The organism is Flavobacterium cheonhonense, assembly GCF_035671315.1.
Lineage (GTDB): Bacteria > Bacteroidota > Bacteroidia > Flavobacteriales > Flavobacteriaceae > Flavobacterium > Flavobacterium cheonhonense.
Window position 1 is genome coordinate 39592 of record NZ_JAXAVY010000005.1, and the last position, 18716, is coordinate 58307.

Sequence of the window (18716 nt, forward strand, 5' to 3'; positions counted from 1 at the left end):
TATTTTTTAGTTTTTTTCTATAAGTTCAGCTACTAATTTTCCGGAAATTAACGACGGTGGAACGCCGGGTCCAGGAACAGTTAATTGACCGGTAAAAAATAGGTTTTTGACTTTTTTACTTTTCAATTTAGGTCTTAAAAAAGCGGTTTGCAATAGGGTATTGGCTAAGCCGTATGCATTCCCTTTGTACGAATTATAATCTTTGATGAAGTCGTTGACACAAAAAGATTCTCTAAAGATAACATTTTCTTTTACAGTTTGTTGTGTTAATCTTTCAAAGCGAGAAATAATCTTTTCAAAATACAAATTTCTCAACTCGGCGGTATCTTTCAATCCCGGAGCTAAGGGAATTAAGAAAATACCGGCTTCTTTGCCTTCAGGCGCTGCATTATCGTCTGTTTTCGAGGGAAAACTAGCATAAAAAAGCGGTTCTTTAGGCCACTGTGGATAATCGTAAATGGCTTCTGCGTGTTTGTCGAAATCTACATCAAAAAACAACGAATGGTGTTCTACGTTCTCAATTTTTTTGTCAAAACCTACATAAAACAGTAGGGAAGAAGGTGCAAACGTTCTCTTGTCCCAATATTTTTCAGAATAAGCTCTGTAAGGCGCATCTAGTAAACTTTCGCTGTGATGGTAATCGGCACCGCTTAAAATAACATCGCCTTTAACGATTTCTCCGTTTACAACCAAAGCCTCAGCAATTCCATTTTGCACCATTATTTTTTCGACATTGGCATTCAAGTGGAATGTTACTCCTAATTCTTTGGCTAAACTTTCCATAGCTAGGATAACACTGTACATCCCGTTTTTAGGATGCCAAGTACCCAAACCAAAATCGGCAAAGTTCATGAAGCTGTAAAAAGAAGGTGTGTCAGAAGGTTTAGCGCCCAAGAACAAAACCGGAAACTCAAGGATTTGGATGAGTTTGGTGTTTTTGAAACGGCGACGAATATCTTTGGAAATATTCCCAAAAAACTGATTGACTTTTTTGGCTGTTTCCAATGTTACCAATTCTAATGGTGAAACACCGGGGCGATAGACCAAATCTTTGATGGCGATATCATAATTGCTTTGGGCTTCTTTCATGAATTCCGCCAGTTTGGCACCACTGCCTTTCTCAATGGATTCGAAAACGGTGATGATTTCAGGAAGATTGTCGGCTATGGTCACAAAGTCCTTCACGCCGAAATACACTTGATAAGCCGGATTCAATTTGATTAGTTCGTAATAATCTGAAGGTTTTTTACCAAAATCGGCAAAAAAACGTTCAAATACATCCGGCATCCAATACCATGTTGGTCCGATGTCGAACGTAAAGCCTTCTTTTTTGAGCTGACGAGCTCTGCCTCCGATAGTGCTGTTTTTTTCGTAAACTGTTACTTCATTACCTTGTTGTGCCAGATAACAAGCTGCGGCTAGTGACGAAAAACCGGATCCGATTATTTTAATTTTCTTTCTCATATTGTTTAACAAAAATAGAAAAAAGTTAAACAATAAAAAAATATTTGTCTAGATAAATTCTACTAATTCTTTAATGGAGTTGAAGGTAGTGATTTTTTCTGATATTAACTTAGAATCTACATGTTCAATCATGCGACCAATAAGCCAAAGTCTCGAAGAGTCCACCATGATTTCAGTTTGCAGTTCCTTCACATAGGCATTGATTTCTGATTTTGTTGGTTCTACAGTAGTGTAACAAATGTAAACAATGTTGTCAAAATGTTTTTTTAGATCTTTTAAGCTTTCTGTGGGTACACTTTCTCCTAAATATATCGTTTTGTAACCGTGGCTCAGTATTTCATAATTCAAATACATCAAGCCTAGTTCGTGTACTTCATTGTCTGGAAGATACAACACAAATACTTTGTCATCTCTTGTGGGCTCTTGAGATTGAACTACTTCAGTATTGGTTAGAATTTTTTGTTTGATTAAGTAAGTGATGAAATGTTCATGTGCAGGACTAATGGTATTGGTTTGCCACAATAGTCCAAGCTCTTGAATCAGCGGAATGAAAACCTCGTAAAAAACGTCACGGAATGATTTTTCTGAAAGTAATCTATTGTAAGTGTTGAAAAATAACGCTTGGTCAAAATTCATCATGGCCAATTTAAACGAACTAATGGCGTGATGTTTGGCACTTTTCTCAGAAATGATTTCATTTACTAATTGTGGAATTCGATCTTCCGATAATTTTGAAATTTTCGAAATTTTATAGCCGTGATTGTGAAGCAGCGTAATGTTTAATAGCTTTTGAAGATTCTCCAAATCATACATTCGGATATTGGTTTCTGTTCTCATAGGTTCGAGCACATTATACCTTTTCTCCCAAATTCTGATTGTATGTGCCTTAATACCGGACAGGTTTTCCAAGTCTTTGATACTAAAAACACTTTTTATGTTGTTCATCTTTTATTGAAATTAGTTAAACAAAATTAATAAAATTAATTTACCACAACTGTTTTTATGCTAAAACTTTCAAAAAAAGAGTAATAGATTGAAAAATCACTTACAAAATACTTTTGATTGAGATGTATTTATAAGTAAAGAATGGGGAGAATTGTGCAAAAAAAAACACCCCTAAAAGAGTGTTTTCTAATTTAAAGTGTGACCACGATCAGATTCGAACTGACACGTCTTGCGACACCACCCCCTCAAGATGGCGAGTCTACCAATTTCTCCACGTGGCCGTAAAAAAAAAAGTCATCCGCTTGGCGAACAACTTTTTGTGACCCGACTGGGGCTCGAACCCAGGACCCCAACATTAAAAGTGTTGTGCTCTACCAACTGAGCTATCGAGTCTAATAGCATGACAAGAAAAATTGTGACCCGACTGGGGCTCGAACCCAGGACCCCAACATTAAAAGTGTTGTGCTCTACCAACTGAGCTATCGAGTCAATTTCATTTCTTGAATGCGGGTGCAAATATAAGACCTTATTATTTATATTTCAAAGCAAATTTGCTATAAATTTGCCTTTTTTCAATGATGGTCTGTAAGGGCTTAATTTATAAGGTTTTATTGCGATGGTTAAAATTGTTTTAGTGGGTTATATGGCAGTAGGGAAGTCGACTGTTGGTAAAATAGTAGCTGAAAAATTGAAAATTGCCTTCGTTGATTTGGACGAAAACATCGAAAAAAATGAAAACCTATCGATAAGTGAGATATTTGCAAATCATGGCGAAATCTATTTTAGAAAAAAAGAACATCTCGAATTAAAGAAATGGTTGGAAAATCCCAACTCATTGGTTATCGCTACCGGTGGCGGAACACCTTGTTATGCCAACAATCATTTGTTGTTGAACGGAGACGGCATTACTTCTTTTTATCTCAAGGCTTCTATTCCCGTACTGTATGAACGTTTGTTGTCAGAAAGCAATAAGCGTCCTTTAGTTACCGGAAAAACGGAAGAAGAGTTGAAAGAGTTTATCGCCAAGCACCTTTTCGATCGCAGTTACTTTTACCATCAGGCCACCCACAATGTGTCGGTTGATGGAAAAACGTCTCAGGCAGTAGCCGAGGAAATTCTGCAACTTCTAAACTAAATAAGCGTGATCATTTTGAGGCTCAAAAACCACTTGCACATGCTCTTTCAAAGATGTGGAAAGGGAAAGTCCTTTAAAATCAGCTTTTACAGGATATTTTTTGTGGTTGCGGTCAATCAGAACCACCGTTTTGAATTTTTTTACAGGAACCTCCAAAAAGTGCTTTACGCCGTAAATTAAAGTCGTTCCCGAATTCAATACATCGTCAACTAATACAATGCATTTGTTTTGATATACTTCAGGAGCTACAGAAGTAGTAATGGGATTGGCAGGATGGATTTTATCTATTTTGACTTCACACAAAATAATATTGCTTTTAGTGATTTCATTTAAAACAAGTCCGATTTTTTGAGCTAAAACGAAGCCGTTACTGGTAATACCGGCAATGACTACTTCTTGTTCATCGGCAAAAGTTTCGTATATTTGGTAAGCAATTCTCTTGATTTTGTGCTCAATTTCCTGGTGGTTGAGAATAATATTTGTCATCTTAATTTTTTTATCAAAGATAATGGCTTCTTTTTACTTTTATAAACCCATTAGTTAAAATGATGTTTAGTATGTAAAAATACTTACCGAAAAGTAATAGATGTTTTTTATGGATGTAAGTTATTTATTGCTACATCTACAGTTGAGTGCTTTTTGTCGATTTTTTAATGTCTTTTGGCGATTATTTAAAACAATTTTTTTGAATCACTTAATAATTTAAAGTTTTGCTATAAATTTACCAGTGATTATCTATTGGGCTGGTTTTTATTGATTTATGATAATCATTTTTTGTTTTGATTTTAAATTTCGTTATTGCTTCACGTTGAATTATACCTATTGATTTGTATGTTTTTTAGAAAAGGATTTGGTTTTAAGTATAAAAAAAGATGGATTGATTTGGTTGGTGTCATAGTGTTGTTTTGCTTTTATCAAACAACCAAAGCGCAAGTTGCCACTTATTCATTTAGTGAATCAAATGCTGTATACAATGCTTTAACTAGTCCTTCGGTTGCCTACACAGCACCTTGGGATGATCATACTCCGGGATCAGCTTTTCAAGCCGCTTTGGGGTTTGATTTTGTTTATGACGGCATAACACAAACCCAATGCTTCATCAGTCCTAATGGTTATATATCATTTGGAGTTCAACCAACCGCTAATAATTATCTTCCTTTAAGTGTTGCAACAGTTTTTACTAATGGAGGAACGATTAGTGCTTTAGGTCTTGATTTGATTGCTACAACGGATAATATTACTTATCAAACTATCGGTTCTGCCCCAAACAGAACTTTCGTTGTTCAATGGAGTAATGTCAGAAGGAAGTCTAAAACAGGGAACTTCAATTTTCAGATTAGATTGAATGAAACTAGTAACACAATCGAATTCTCTTATGGAGTATGTGCTCCTGATGATGTTACGGCTCTAAATGCACAAGTTGGGATTAGGGGAGCATCAAATAATTTTACCCAAAGAGATGTTCAAAACAGATTACAAACCGGGGTTAATACTAATGCTGCATGGTTGGGTAAGACAACAAACGGAACTGCCAATTCTAGTACTGTCAGAACCAGTCTTACAGAATATCCTAACAATGGTTTAAAATATACTTATACACCTTCATTACCTTGTACAAGCCCAACAGCCGGACCATCATCTTTGGTTGTGGGTAATACCAATGTAACACCAACTTCTTTTGTGGGTAATAGTTTTACAGCTGCCAGTCCGGCACCTACCAATTATTTAATTCTGAGAAGTTTATCAAATACTCCTCCAACTATCACTGATTTACCTAATCGAACATACTGGGCAGTTTCAAATGTTATATCTGGGACTTACACTGTACTTAGTGTTACCAATGCAACTGCATTTACACAAACAGGGTTAACACCTAACACAACCTACTATTATTGGATTATTCCATACAATGCAGGATGTCTAGGAGGACCTTATTACAATTTAGGGGCAATGATTTCTGCTTCAAAAACAACTTGTATTGCAGCTCCAACAGGTTTAACTGCATCTACTGTAGAAGGGAATTCATTTACTGCTTCATGGAATGCAGTTACAGGAGCAACAGATTACCTTATAGATGTATCAACTAATAGTACTTTTACCGCTTTGCTACCTGGTTTTTCCGCAGTATCAACTTCGGGGTCAACCAACTTTGTTGTATCTGGTTTGTCCTCTTTAACAACTTATTATTTTAGGGTTAGAGCTGTTGGGATAACTTGTAATGTCAATAGTGCAACAGCAACATGTACAACTATTTGCGGTGCTTATGATATACCTTACTTTCAAAATTTTGATACTACTGCGGTAAATTCTATCCCAAGTTGTTTTACTACAGCCGATAACAATTCGGATTCAACTAGTTGGAGTACTCAAAATGTTCAACCTGCTTCTAATCCTAACGCATTGCATTTGGTTACAAGTACTACGACAGATTCTGATGATTGGTTTTTTACTCCGGGGTTGAATTTAACAGCAGGTGTTACCTACCGTTTAAGGTTTAAATACAATACGCAAAGCGTCGGTATTTATTCTGAGAATTTGAGAGTTCGTCTGGGAACAGGAGCAAGTGAGAGTAATATGAACAACACTATATTAGATTTATCAAATTTTCAGAATACTGTTTATCAAACAGCCACTGTAGATTTTACTCCGGTATCTAATAATGTTTATTATATTGGTTTTCAAGGGTATAGTTTTGCGAGTCAGAGTAAAATATTGATCGATGATATTAGTATTATTGTATCTCCAACATGTTATGAACCGAATGATTTATCAATTCTTTCTGTAAACAGTAATTCAGCAGTCATTGCTTGGTCTGCCTCAGTGCCTGAACCAGCCGATGGTTACGATGTTTACGTTAGTACCTCAAATATTACTCCCGGGTTTTCAGTAACTCCTAATGCAACAGTTGGTTTTGGTGAAACTACAGCCACGGTCTCCGGATTGGCTCCGGCTACTTTGTATTATGTTTGGGTTAGAGGAAACTGTAGTAGTTCTGATAAGAGTATTTGGAGTAATATCCAAACCTTCAGTACAGATTGTGCAGCTGCACTACCTTTAAATGTAACTGCGGGTACACTTTGTGGAGGAGGTTCTGCCAGTTTGCAAGCCATTGGGTCACCAGGATCAATTATTGAATGGTATGCTGATTCAACGGGGACCACATTATTGTCAACCGGTACTACTTTTGTTACACCAACTTTATCAGCTACAACGGTTTATTATGCACAATCTAAAGCACCCGGCGGATTGGTTAGTTTGGGGCCAATTTCACCTTCTTTGCAAGGCGGCTCGTTAGGCTCTCAAACTACACAAACATTGATAAGCTTTTCGGTGACATCCGCAACAACATTACAATCTTTTGATATCTATCCAATGACAGCGGGTCAAAATGGTACGATTGAAATTCGGAATTCAGTGAATGTTATTGTAGCTACCTATACATACATAACAAGTGCAGCCGGAGGTAATACACCCCAAACAATTCCATTAACTTTAGATTTGGCGATAGGCAATTACTTTTTATATTTCGAGACACTACCAGCTTCCGGATTGATTGGAAACATAGACAATGCATCTTACCCTTACAACTCATCCATTGCAAATATTAATGGAAATGATTATGATAATACCTTCTTCTTTTATGCTTACAATTGGAAATTATCAAATATTTGTAGATCGTTATTAACTCCGGTTACTGCAACAGTAACTGCTCCACCGGTAATATCTTTTAGCGGGACTTCATCAACCATATGCAAAGGAGAATCGGTTGGTTTGATAACTTTAACTGGAGCAGATTCATATGATACCTTTGCATGGAATACAACGGTAGGCTTATCTGGAAATATTACTACAGGCTTTAATTTTAACCCTTTAATTACAACAAATTACATTTTAACGGCATCTCAATCAACAGGTAGTTTGTGTTCCTCTGTTATTGCTTACACTGTTGTAGTGAAACCTGATCCTCCTGCAATTGCAATTGTTCCGGCTGCTATAAGTTTGTGTGAAGGAGCCATACAAACCTTAAATGCCAATTTGGATTTATCTACGCCGGTGGTTATTTTCAGTGAAGACTTTAATGCACCAACTAATAGTTGGAATAAAATAAATGCTTCTGTTGGTGGTATTGTTGCCAATGCAGCTTGGACTTTGAGACCAAGTCCGTATCCTTACTCAAGTTCTTATTGGAATATTACTATGAATAGTAATGATGTTTCTCAATTTTATTTGACTAATTCTGATGCACAAGGAAGTCCGGGGACTAATAGAACTTTGACTTATTTGGAATCTCCATCGATTAATTTATCTGGTTACACTAGTGCAACTTTAAGTTTTTTCCATTTCTTGAGGTATATACCGGGAAACAAAGCAAGGGTTGAAGTCTCTACAGATGGCGGGAGTAGTTGGACAATTATTGGAAATTATCTTTCTAATCAAGGTTCACCTTCGAGTTTTACAAATGCGTCTATCAGTATGAATGCTTACGTTGGCCTTGCTAATGTAAAAATCAGATTTTTATATGATGCTACTTGGGATTTTGGATGGGCTATTGACAATGTTAATATTACCGGAAATTTAGCGGTAGAAGTGACATGGAATCCCCCAACAGCACTTTTTTTTGATGCAGCAGCTTCAATTCCGTATATTGCCGGTACACCAACGGGAACTATATATACAAAGCCAACTGAGACAACAATTTACACTGGCAGTGTGGTTGGTTCTAACGGTTGTTCAGCAAGTTCTTCAACAAATATTACAGTTATACCAACTCCGATAGCAGGAGTACTCTCGGATAGTCAATCAGTTTGTGCGACTTGGCAAGCTGGGAACTTAGTTCTGACAGGTTTTTCAGGAGGTAATATTGTGCGCTGGGAGTATGCCAACGATTCCGCTTTTACCTCAGGTTTAACATCTATAGCCAATACAAACTCTATATTAACTTCTAGTGAAATTGGGACTTTTTCCGGTACGCGTTATTACAGAGTCGTTATCCAAAATGGAAGTTGTCCTGTTGTTTATTCTAATTTCGTATCAATTAACTACGCTTCGACTCGTTGGGATGGTGTTTCATGGAGTGATGGATTACCCAATTCTAATACTAAAGTTATTTTTGACTGTGGAGCTTCCACTTTTTACTCAACAGGTGATATCGAAGCTTGTTCCATAGAGGTTTTATCAGGTAATGTTGTGATTAATTCTGATCATACTTTACATGTTCAAAACGATGTTAAAATAGTAAGCGGTACGTTAACTTTTGAGAATAATGCTAGCTTAGTTCAGGTAAATTCTCTTAATAATTTAGGCTTGCCTTTCTCTAATACCGGAAATATCACTTACAAGAGAATCAGTACTCCAATTAAAAGACTTGATTATGTTTATTGGTCATCACCTGTTTTTCCGCAAACGTTACTGTCATTTTCACCTTCAACAGCATTGTTTTTTTATTACAATCCATTAATAACCAATTGGGCATACGCAACAACAAATGTTCCAATGATTCCGGGAAAAGGTTATCTTGTCAGAGCTCCTGATGTATCTCCATTTAATTTTACAACTCCTAATAATTTTAATGGTGCCTTTGTTGGTGTTCCTAATACTGGTGATATTTCTTTGCCAATTATAGGTAATGCAAATCAATTCAACTTAATCGGAAATCCTTACCCTAGTGCGTTAAGTGCAGATGCCTTTTTATCAGATGCAACCAATACTCCATTAATTGATGCTACGATTTATTTATGGACACATAATACTCCTATAACTAACAATGTTTATAATACGGGTGATTATGCTATGTACAATTATGCAGGAGGAGTCGGTACAGGTTCTCAAGCGATTAATCCAGGATTGAATAACAGTGTGCCTAACGGTAAGATTGCATCAGGACAAGGGTTTTTCGTTAAGGGTTTATCTTCTGGAAACATTATTTTTAAAAATAGTATGAGGCTTTCTGGAAATAATGACCAATTTTTCAGGATGAGTAATCAAAACAACCAAAATACAGTTGTTTTTGACCGTCATCGTTTTTGGCTAGATGTGTATAACAATCAAGGTGCCTTTAAACAAACACTCGTTGCCTACATTCAAAATGCTACCAATACAGGAATTGACAGGGGATTTGATGGTGAAATGATTGATATGGGTAATGTGGTAACATTATATATTCCGCAAGAAGGAAAAAAGTTATCCATTCAAGGTAGGGCATTACCATTTAATCAAACCGATGTAATTCCTTTAGGGTTTAAATCAACTGTTGCCGGTGTTTATAAAATAAGATTGTCAAATTTTGATGGATTATTCAACAGTCAAAATATTTATTTAGAGGATACACAAATCAATATTACCCACGATTTAAGATCCGGCGATTATGAATTTTCTACTCCATCAGGAACTTTTGATGATCGATTTAGAATTAAATTTGAAACGGGAACATTAAGTGTTGGTAATACTGATTTGTCTTCTAATGAGGTCGTAATATATAAAGATTCAGAGCAGAGCTTTGTTGTTAATACTGGGCAATTTACCATGGACTCGGTAAAAGTATTTGATGTTAGAGGTCGTTTACTGTATGAATTAAACGAAATTAACGCTAATCAAACAATTATTAATGTTGGACTTAGTAATGAATTGATTTTGATCCAATTAAAATTGGAAAACGGACAGATTATTACCAAAAAAGTAGTAAAATAATCAGGTTATAAAAAAAGACATTGTATTATAATTTTTCCTAATTTTTTTTTGGTTATTCTTCATTGTCCAGGTCAAAATTTTCAAGATCTCTTCTGTCTTTTTTGGTTGGTCGTCCAACACCGGATTTGCGATAATGTTCTTTTGATAGCTTCAACATCTCCAAATGGGCAAATGCTTCAGCTGGTGTTTCATCTTTTCGATAAATATCAACCAACTTGGCTCCGACACGGTTTAAAGGAATGTCTAATACTGTAATGCTGTAGGTGATTTGGTCTTTACGAAAAGTGATTTTATCCATCGGGAAAACTTCTCTGGAAGGCTTGGCTACCTGGCCGTTTACCGTAATTTGATTCTTTCGGCAAGCTTCAGTTACCATATTTCGGGTTTTGTAATACCGAACACACCAAAGATATTTATCCACTCTCATTTTTTTTCCAAAATCAACGTTAAATACTTCACAAAAATAAATCAATATTGTATCTTGCGACCTCAAAAATAGTATAAAATGAATAATTTTTATAGAATTGCTTTACTTTTTATTACAGCAATTTTTATTGTGTCTTGTACGCCAAGCGATCGTAATCCTACAGTTCCAAAGCGAGATTATGCTGAACAGTATGCAACAGATTTAGCCAATATGGAAGAGTTTTTACAAACTCATTATATGGAGGTAACGAACAACCCCGGTAACACAGATGATCAAGACGTCTCTTTTTATGAAATACCTGAAGGCGGTACCCAAACTTCAGTTTGGAACCAAACACAATATCCTTTACAGGCCCATTATGTATCACAAGATGATATCACTTACAAGATATATTACATTTCATTGCGTCAAGGATCCGGACCAACGAGCAGTTCTCCTTGTAATGTAGACAGAGTGCTGACCTCCTACAAGGGAAGTTACATTTACACTAAAACTGAAACAGTGAATAGTGAAGAAGTAGAAACGTTGACTTTCAAACAGTTTGAAGAATCAATCAATCCGGAATCATATCTTACTTTATCTTCACTAATTAAAGGTTGGCAAGAGATATTCCCTAAGTTTAAAACAGGTAGTTACAATGCTAATCCCGACGGAACTGTGTCTTATAATGATTTTGGTGCCGGTATAATGTTTATACCTTCAGGGTTGGGTTATTACAACAACTCTTCAGGCACCATACCATCCTATTCTCCTTTAATTTTCAGTTTTAAATTGTATGAAATTCAAAGGGTGGATAACGATAGCGATGGCATCCCGTCATATTTGGAAGATATCAGTTCTTCTATTGTAAATGCCGATGGTTCTGTTACTGTTATCAATGGTGTTCCGGATGGTTATGTGAGAGTTTTAGCGGAAGATGTTGACAATCCGGATGATACGGATGGTGATGGCGTTCCTGATTTTCTGGATATTGATGATGATGGTGATTTCTTTACCACCGCCAGCGAAATCAATAATCCACTTACAGACGACCCTTATCCTTTTGCCGATATTCCGCTTTGCAGCGATGGCAAGAAAAGACATTTATCCAATCTTTGCAATCACAATCAATAAAAAAAAGCCGCTAATTTTAGCGGCTTTTCTTTTTATAATGAATGATGAGGAATTATTTTCTTTTCATCACTCGCTCTGTAGCTTCTACTATAGCTTGGTGATTCAATTTGTATTTTTCCATCAATTGCTCCGGTGTACCACTTTCGCCAAAGCTGTCATTAACGGCTACAAATTCTTGAGGTACCGGCGTATTCAAAGCCAGCACTCTGGCAACGCTTTCTCCTAATCCGCCCAAAATATTGTGCTCTTCAGCGGTAACTACGCAACCGGTTTTGGCAACCGATTTCAAAATGGCTTCGTCATCTAAAGGTTTAATAGTATGGATGTTGATGACTTCAGCAGAAATTCCTTTAGCTTCTAATGCTTCTGCAGCAATTAAAGCTTCCCAAACCAAATGTCCAGTAGCAATGATCGTTACATCAGTACCTTCATTGAGCATGATGGCTTTTCCAATAATGAACGGTTCATCAGCCGGTGTGAAATTAGGTACAACCGGACGCCCGAATCGCAAATAAGCCGGACCATGATGCTCCGCTAAAGCAATAGTAGCTGCTTTAGTCTGATTGTAATCACAAGTATTGATTACCGTCATACCCGGTAACATTTTCATCAATCCGATGTCTTCTAAAATTTGATGCGTAGCACCATCTTCTCCTAAGGTTAATCCGGCGTGTGAGGCACAAATCTTCACGTTTTTATCAGAGTAAGCCACCGATTGGCGAATTTGATCGTAAACTCTTCCGGTAGAGAAATTGGCAAAAGTACCGGTAAACGGAATTTTACCACCAATGGTTAATCCTGCTGCTATACCTATCATATTAGCCTCGGCAATTCCAATTTGGAAAAAACGCTCCGGATGGTTCTTTTTGAAATCGTCAAATTTCAATGAGCCAATCAAATCGGCACAAAGTGCCACCACGTTTTCATTCTTTTGTCCCAATTCGGTCATTCCTGCTCCAAATCCGGAACGGGTATCTTTACTTCCTGTATTTGTATATTTTTTCATAATTTTAGTAGTCGCCTAAGGTTTCTTTATTCTGAGCTAATCCATTAGCCAGTTGTTCGTCATTTGGTGCTTTTCCGTGCCAAGCGTGCGTGTTCATCATAAAATCAACACCATTCCCCATAACGGTGTGCATCAATACACAAACCGGTTTTCCTTTTCCTGTTCTGCTTTTCGCTTCGGCTAAACCGTCTTTGATTGCTTCGATATTGTTACCTTCTGTAATTTCCAAAACATCCCAATCAAAAGCTTCAAACTTGGCTTTTAAATTCCCCAAACTCAAAACATCATCCGTAGAGCCGTCAATTTGTTGGCCGTTGTAATCAATTGTAGCGATTAAATTGTCCACTTTTTTAGCAGAAGCGTACATGATGGCTTCCCAATTTTGACCTTCCTGTAGTTCACCGTCACCGTGTAGTGAGTAAACCAAATGTTGGTCACCGTTCAATTTTTTGGCTTGTGCAGCACCAATCGCTACGGATAAACCTTGTCCCAAAGAACCCGAAGCCATGCGAATGCCCGGTAAGCCTTCGTGAGTAGTAGGATGGCCTTGCAAACGAGAGTTTAGTTTGCGGAAAGTAGCCAATTCCGATACCGGAAAATAACCGCTACGGGCTAAAACGCTGTAAAAAACAGGCGAAATATGGCCGTTAGAAAGGAAAAATAAATCTTCACCAATACCGTTCATATCAAATCCGGCTTTGCGTTGCATTTGGTGTTGGTACAAAACGGTGAAAAATTCAGCGCAACCCAAAGATCCTCCGGGATGTCCCGAATTTACGGCATGAACCATACGAAGAATGTCTCTTCTGACTTGGGTTGTAAAATCTTGTAAATGTTGTGTGTTTGACATTATAAAAGGATGTATAATTATGCCTCAAAAGTACTTCTAATTTTATAGGAAGGCAAATGATTTTAAAACAAGTTATTAAAGGTTTATCAATAAGCTTTAGGGTAGCTCTAAGTGTTAGGTTTTTTCAACTCATATTCTGTGTAATTGTTTTCCAAATGGGCTATTTCAACAAAACCTAAACGTTTCAAGAGTTGAATAGCCTTGTTATTGTCTTTTTTGGTAATCGAAATAATGCGACTCAATTGCAATTGTTTCCATCCGAATTGAATAGCCAATTGCATGGCGGATGTCATTAATCCTTTGCCTCTGAATGCTTCATGTAAAATACAGCCCAATTCGCCTGTCCCGTTTTCAAATCCTCTGTAAAATCCACAAGAACCCGCAATTTTTCCGCTGGCAACTTCAACGATTCCCCAATTGATTGCATTACCCTCTCTGTAATCTTTTCGGATTTTAGCCAGCATCAGTAATACATCATCTACAGTAGTCGCTTTTTTACCATTATAATAGGAAATATCAATAATGGCCTCAGCTTCTGTAGGTAAAATATCTCTTAACAAAACAATAGTGTTTTGAATCTCCGGAAAAGAATCGTAGGGTGGCAACTGTGTCATTTGTTTTTCGTTTTTTTTGTTGTCTAAAGTAACAATAACATTTTTACCATCGCAATGTAAGGATAGGATAACCTGTTAAATAAAATCCTAAATCCTGAATCCTGAAACTGAAATCTTTTATCTTTGCCGACTGTAAAAGCGTTTTATGAAATTTGATTTATTAGCCAAAGACCCCAATTCAAGTGCCCGTGCCGGAAGTATTACTACTGATCACGGTGTAATTGAAACCCCAATATTTATGCCTGTTGGTACTGTGGCGTCTGTGAAAGGCGTACACCAACGCGAATTGAAAGAAGAAATCAATCCCGATATCATTCTGGGAAATACCTACCACTTGTACCTTCGTCCGCAAACCGATATTTTGGAAAAAGCCGGCGGATTGCATAAGTTTATGAATTGGGACCGAAATATTTTAACTGACAGCGGTGGCTACCAAGTGTACTCACTCTCAGCTAACCGTAAAATTAAGGAAGAGGGTGTAAAATTTAAATCACATATCGACGGTTCTTACCATGTATTTACTCCCGAAAATGTGATGGAAATTCAACGCACCATTGGTGCCGATATCATCATGGCTTTCGACGAGTGTACGCCTTATCCTTGCGATTATCGCTATGCCCAACGATCGATGCACATGACGCACCGTTGGTTAGATCGTTGTATTAAACATTTGGAAAAAGTGCCAACCAAGTACGGTTATGACCAAACTTTTTTCCCTATAGTTCAAGGTAGTACTTATAAAGATTTGCGCCAACAATCTGCCGAATACATTGCCAATGCCGGTGCGCAAGGGAATGCTATCGGAGGCTTATCAGTAGGAGAACCAGCTGAAGAAATGTACGCCATGACCGAAGTCGTAACAGCCATTTTACCACAAGATAAACCAAGGTATTTGATGGGTGTCGGAACGCCGATTAACATCTTGGAAAATATCGCTTTAGGTATTGATATGTTCGATTGCGTGATGCCAACCCGTAATGCCAGAAATGGTATGTTGTTTACGGCCAACGGAACCATCAACATCAAAAATAAAAAATGGGAAGCCGATTTTTCTCCCATTGATGAAATGGGTCACACCTTTGTAGATACCGAATATACCAAAGCATATTTGCGACACTTGTTTGCTGCCAATGAGTTTTTAGGCAAACAAATTGCTACCATACACAACCTCGGATTTTACATGTGGTTGGTTCGTGAAGCCAGGAAACATATCTTAGCAGGTGATTTCAGAACTTGGAAAGACATGATGGTGAAGCAAATGAGCCAGCGACTCTAGTAGCGGTTGCACCGCTTAGACTAGGCTTCGCCTTTCAGATATATAGAAAGTCTAAGTCAGTCTAAGAAGTCTAACAGTCTAATAATCAAATAATCAATGCTGAAAATAATAGACAAATACATCTTAAAACGATACTTGGTAACTTTTTCTGTAATGTTACTGATGTTTATTCCTATTGGTATCGTGATTGATGTTTCGGAGAAAGTCAATCGAATGATTGAAAACAAAGTGCCTTTCAAAGAAATTGCACTTTATTATCTCGACTTTACCATCTATTTCGCTAACTTGTTATTTCCGATTTTTTTGTTTTTGTCGGTGATTTGGTTTACCTCTAAGCTAGCCAACAATACCGAAATTATTGCCATTCTGAGTTCCGGAATTTCCTTTAGTCGTTTTATGCGACCATACATTATTGGGGCTACTATTATTTCTGTTTTTGCTTTAATCATGAGCATTTTTTTGGTGCCGAGTGCCAGTGCCGGTTTCAAAAGTTTCCGGTACAAATACCTTATCGGAAATGGTCAAAATGAAGTCAGAGACAATTCCGATGTATTTCGACAAATCAGCAAAGACGAATATATTTTCGTTAGTAATTTTCAAGAAGTCAATCAAACGGCTTATAATTTTTCCATGGAGAAGTTTGAAGGCGATCAATTGAAATACAAACTCATTGCCAACCGTATCAAATGGAACCCGAAAGAGAAAAATTATACCTTGTTCAATTACACCAAACGCAAAGTAGGGGCAATGGGTGATATCATTGAAACTGCCGAGCGAAAAGACACCGTTTTTAATTTTGATTTGGAAGATTTAACGCCGGTGGTTTACATAGCCGAAACACTACCACTGAACGAATTGCACAAGTTTATCGATAAGGAAAAAGCCCGTGGTTCATCTAATATCAATACTTATTTAGTGGTATTGTACAAAAAATACAGTATACCGGTTTCGGCCTTCATTTTAACGATTATTGCCGTAGCGGTTTCCGCAATGAAGCGTCGTGGTGGAATGGGAGCCAACTTGGCTATCGGTATCGTTTTGGCTTTTGCGTTTGTCTTTTTAGACAAGGTATTTGGCGTTTTAGCTGAAAAATCCACAGCGCCACCTTTGTTAGCTGTTTGGACACCTAATATTGTTTTCGGCATTTTAGCGCTTTACCTCTTACGAAATGCCAAACGATAACTTAAAAAGCTATTTGCACCTTCATTTGATAGTTTTCATTTGGGGATTTACAGCTATTTTAGGCGCTTTGATTACTTTGGATGCTTTGCCGTTGGTTTGGTTCAGAATGCTATTTGCTGTTGGGTTTATTGCGATTTACCTCTACTATAAAAAGTTGCCATTACGCGTTCCTTTCAAAATTTTAATGCAGTTTTTGTTTTCCGGATTGGTCATTGCCTTGCATTGGTTTACTTTTTTTCATGCGATAAAAATTTCAAACGTTTCCATCACTTTGGCCTGTTTGTCAACCGGCGCCTTATTTGCTGCTATCTTAGAACCAATTTTGTACGGAAAGAAAATAGTCCCTTATGAGTTGTTTTTCGGTTTGTTGGTTGTAGTGGGATTGTATATCATTTTCAATGTAGAAGGGAACTATTTCTTGGGTATTTTAACGGCTTTGTCTTCCGCCTTTTTATCGGCTTTGTTCGCTGTTATTAATAGCCGATTGGTTCAATCTTACGACGCAACCGTAATCTCATTTTACGAACTCAGCGGTGGCGTAGTTTTCTTTTCTTTTATTTTATTGTTCTTCGGAAGTTTTTCGGTATCGTTCTTTCAGTTGTCTGTGAAAGATTTATTGTATTTACTGATTTTGAGTTCGGTTTGTACGGCTTATGCCTTTATTGCTTCCACATCGGTGATGAAATTTTTAAGTCCGTATACCGTAATGCTTACCATTAATTTGGAACCGATTTATGGCATCATTTTGGCCGTTTTGATCTTTGAAGAGAAAGAAAAAATGAGCTTTGGCTTTTACATCGGTGCCTTTATAATCTTACTGACAGTTCTTTTGAATGCTGTAATTAAAAGCCGAAAAAAGACTGCTTCCTGAAAAGACTGCGACTTTTGATTGTTTAAAACTAATCCGTCGGAATTGCTTTTTATCACAATTTAAAATTTTATATTTGCTACTCGTTTAAACAAAACTAACAACCTATGGAATATTTAGATTTTGAACTCCCTATCAAGGAATTAGAAGATCAACTAGATAAATGCCAGTTAATCGGTCAAGAATCTGATGTAGACGTGACCAACACTTGCAAACAAATAGAGAAAAAATTAGAAGAAACTAAAAGAAAAATCTATAAAAATTTAACAGCTTGGCAACGCGTGCAGTTGTCTCGTCACCCTAACAGACCTTACACTTTAGAACACATTACCAACTTAACCAATGGTACTTTCTTAGAATTATTTGGCGACAGAAATTTCAAGGATGACAAAGCCATGGTGGGCGGTTTGGGTAAAATCGACGGTCAATCGTTCATGTTAATCGGACAACAAAAAGGAATTAATACCAAAATGCGTCAGTTACGCAACTTTGGTATGGCCAGTCCTGAAGGTTACCGAAAAGCACTTCGCTTGATGAAAATGGCTGAGAAATTCAACATTCCTGTAGTAACCCTAATCGATACTCCTGGTGCTTTTCCCGGATTAGAAGCTGAAGAGCGCGGACAAGGAGAAGCCATCGCCCGTAATATTTTGGAAATGATTCGCTTAAAAGTGCCTATTATTTGTGTGATTATTGGTGAAGGTGCTTCCGGTGGTGCTTTGGGCATTGGCGTTGGAGACAGAGTATTAATGATGGAAAACACTTGGTATTCCGTGATTTCTCCTGAATCTTGTTCGTCTATCTTATGGAAAAGCTGGGAATACAAAGAGCAAGCTGCCGAAGCTTTAAAACTGACTTCTGCGGATATGAAAAAAATGAAATTGGTTGATGATGTTATTCCGGAACCGCTTGGTGGCGCACATTACGATAAAGAAACTACTTTTAAAACAGTAGAACAATATATCATGAAGGCCTTTAACGAATTAAAAGACTTATCAACAGCCGAATTAGTGTCGCAAAGGATGGATAAATACAGTAAAATGGGCGAATTCAAGGAATAAATTCTCACAAAATTTAACTCAAATCCGAAGCCCTATGGTTTCGGATTTTTTTTGGGTTATCAACAAAAAAAGCAAACTTATAAACATC

Annotated in this window: 14 protein-coding genes and 3 tRNA genes; 7 read left to right on the forward strand and 10 right to left on the reverse strand. The window is 37.2% G+C overall.

The window, feature by feature from the left end:
- Positions 1 to 6 precede the first annotated feature (6 nt).
- The 5 genes from SK086_RS11085 to SK086_RS11105 all read right to left on the reverse strand — a co-directional run bounded on the left by SK086_RS11085 (position 7) and on the right by SK086_RS11105 (position 2898).
- Positions 7 to 1464, reverse strand: a complete 1458-nt coding sequence (locus SK086_RS11085; protein WP_324691680.1) for a phytoene desaturase family protein — start codon at positions 1462 to 1464, stop codon at positions 7 to 9.
- A gap of 48 nt (positions 1465 to 1512) precedes the next feature.
- Positions 1513 to 2409 carry a MerR family transcriptional regulator gene (locus tag SK086_RS11090; RefSeq protein WP_324691681.1) on the reverse strand — a complete coding sequence of 299 codons (897 nt, stop codon included), beginning with the start codon at positions 2407 to 2409 and terminating at the stop codon, positions 1513 to 1515.
- A gap of 199 nt (positions 2410 to 2608) precedes the next feature.
- Positions 2609 to 2690: transfer RNA gene (locus tag SK086_RS11095), tRNA-Leu, on the reverse strand.
- Between the two features lie 39 nt (positions 2691 to 2729).
- Positions 2730 to 2802 (reverse strand) — tRNA-Lys (locus tag SK086_RS11100).
- A gap of 23 nt (positions 2803 to 2825) precedes the next feature.
- Positions 2826 to 2898 (reverse strand) — tRNA-Lys (locus tag SK086_RS11105).
- A 127-nt stretch (positions 2899 to 3025) separates the two neighbouring features.
- Here SK086_RS11105 and SK086_RS11110 point away from each other — a divergent pair.
- Entirely contained in the window at positions 3026 to 3544 is a 519-nt protein-coding gene (locus SK086_RS11110; RefSeq protein WP_324691682.1) for a shikimate kinase, read from the forward strand.
- On the opposite strand, the gene SK086_RS11115 is transcribed toward SK086_RS11110, so the two are convergent.
- Positions 3536 to 4030 (reverse strand): phosphoribosyltransferase family protein, encoded by a 495-nt coding sequence (locus tag SK086_RS11115; protein WP_324691683.1) that lies wholly within the window; start codon positions 4028 to 4030, stop codon positions 3536 to 3538. The genes SK086_RS11110 and SK086_RS11115 overlap by 9 nt on opposite strands.
- Before the next feature lie 345 nt (positions 4031 to 4375).
- Between SK086_RS11115 and SK086_RS11120 the strand changes: the two genes are divergently transcribed.
- Positions 4376 to 10231, forward strand: a complete 5856-nt coding sequence (locus SK086_RS11120; RefSeq protein WP_324691684.1) for a fibronectin type III domain-containing protein — start codon at positions 4376 to 4378, stop codon at positions 10229 to 10231.
- A gap of 52 nt (positions 10232 to 10283) precedes the next feature.
- On the opposite strand, the gene SK086_RS11125 is transcribed toward SK086_RS11120, so the two are convergent.
- Positions 10284 to 10658 carry an RNA-binding S4 domain-containing protein gene (locus tag SK086_RS11125; RefSeq protein ID WP_324691687.1) on the reverse strand — a complete coding sequence of 125 codons (375 nt, stop codon included), beginning with the start codon at positions 10656 to 10658 and terminating at the stop codon, positions 10284 to 10286.
- A 78-nt stretch (positions 10659 to 10736) separates the two neighbouring features.
- On the opposite strand from SK086_RS11125, the gene SK086_RS11130 reads away from it, so the two are divergent.
- Positions 10737 to 11771, forward strand: coding sequence for an FKBP-type peptidyl-prolyl cis-trans isomerase (locus SK086_RS11130; protein ID WP_324691688.1), 1035 nt, complete (start codon positions 10737 to 10739; stop codon positions 11769 to 11771).
- A 52-nt stretch (positions 11772 to 11823) separates the two neighbouring features.
- Here the strand turns inward: SK086_RS11130 and SK086_RS11135 are convergent, their stop codons facing one another.
- From SK086_RS11135 to SK086_RS11145, 3 genes are all read right to left on the reverse strand, one after another.
- Positions 11824 to 12777, reverse strand: a complete 954-nt coding sequence (locus tag SK086_RS11135) for a transketolase family protein (RefSeq protein ID WP_324691689.1) — start codon at positions 12775 to 12777, stop codon at positions 11824 to 11826.
- Between the two features lie 4 nt (positions 12778 to 12781).
- On the reverse strand, positions 12782 to 13627 hold the full coding sequence (locus SK086_RS11140) for a transketolase (RefSeq protein WP_324691691.1): 846 nt from the start codon (positions 13625 to 13627) through the stop codon (positions 12782 to 12784).
- Positions 13628 to 13734: 107 nt separating this feature from the next.
- Complete coding sequence (locus SK086_RS11145; RefSeq protein ID WP_290874490.1) at positions 13735 to 14241, reverse strand: GNAT family N-acetyltransferase; 507 nt, start codon at positions 14239 to 14241, stop codon at positions 13735 to 13737.
- 145 nt (positions 14242 to 14386) lie between these two features.
- Here SK086_RS11145 and tgt point away from each other — a divergent pair, with 145 nt between their 5' ends.
- The 4 genes from tgt (at position 14387) to SK086_RS11165 (ending at position 18628) form a co-directional block, all read left to right on the forward strand.
- A complete protein-coding gene (gene tgt, locus SK086_RS11150; protein WP_324691692.1) occupies positions 14387 to 15517 on the forward strand; it encodes a tRNA guanosine(34) transglycosylase Tgt in 1131 nt (376 codons plus the stop codon).
- Between the two features lie 96 nt (positions 15518 to 15613).
- Entirely contained in the window at positions 15614 to 16699 is a 1086-nt protein-coding gene (locus SK086_RS11155; RefSeq protein WP_324691694.1) for an LptF/LptG family permease, read from the forward strand.
- On the forward strand, positions 16686 to 17570 hold the full coding sequence (locus SK086_RS11160) for a DMT family transporter (protein ID WP_324691696.1): 885 nt from the start codon (positions 16686 to 16688) through the stop codon (positions 17568 to 17570). Before SK086_RS11155 ends, SK086_RS11160 begins: the two co-directional genes overlap by 14 nt.
- A 104-nt stretch (positions 17571 to 17674) precedes the next feature.
- Positions 17675 to 18628: an acetyl-CoA carboxylase carboxyltransferase subunit alpha gene (locus SK086_RS11165; RefSeq protein WP_290874477.1), complete on the forward strand. Its 954-nt coding sequence runs from the start codon at positions 17675 to 17677 to the stop codon at positions 18626 to 18628.
- Positions 18629 to 18716 lie beyond the last annotated feature (88 nt).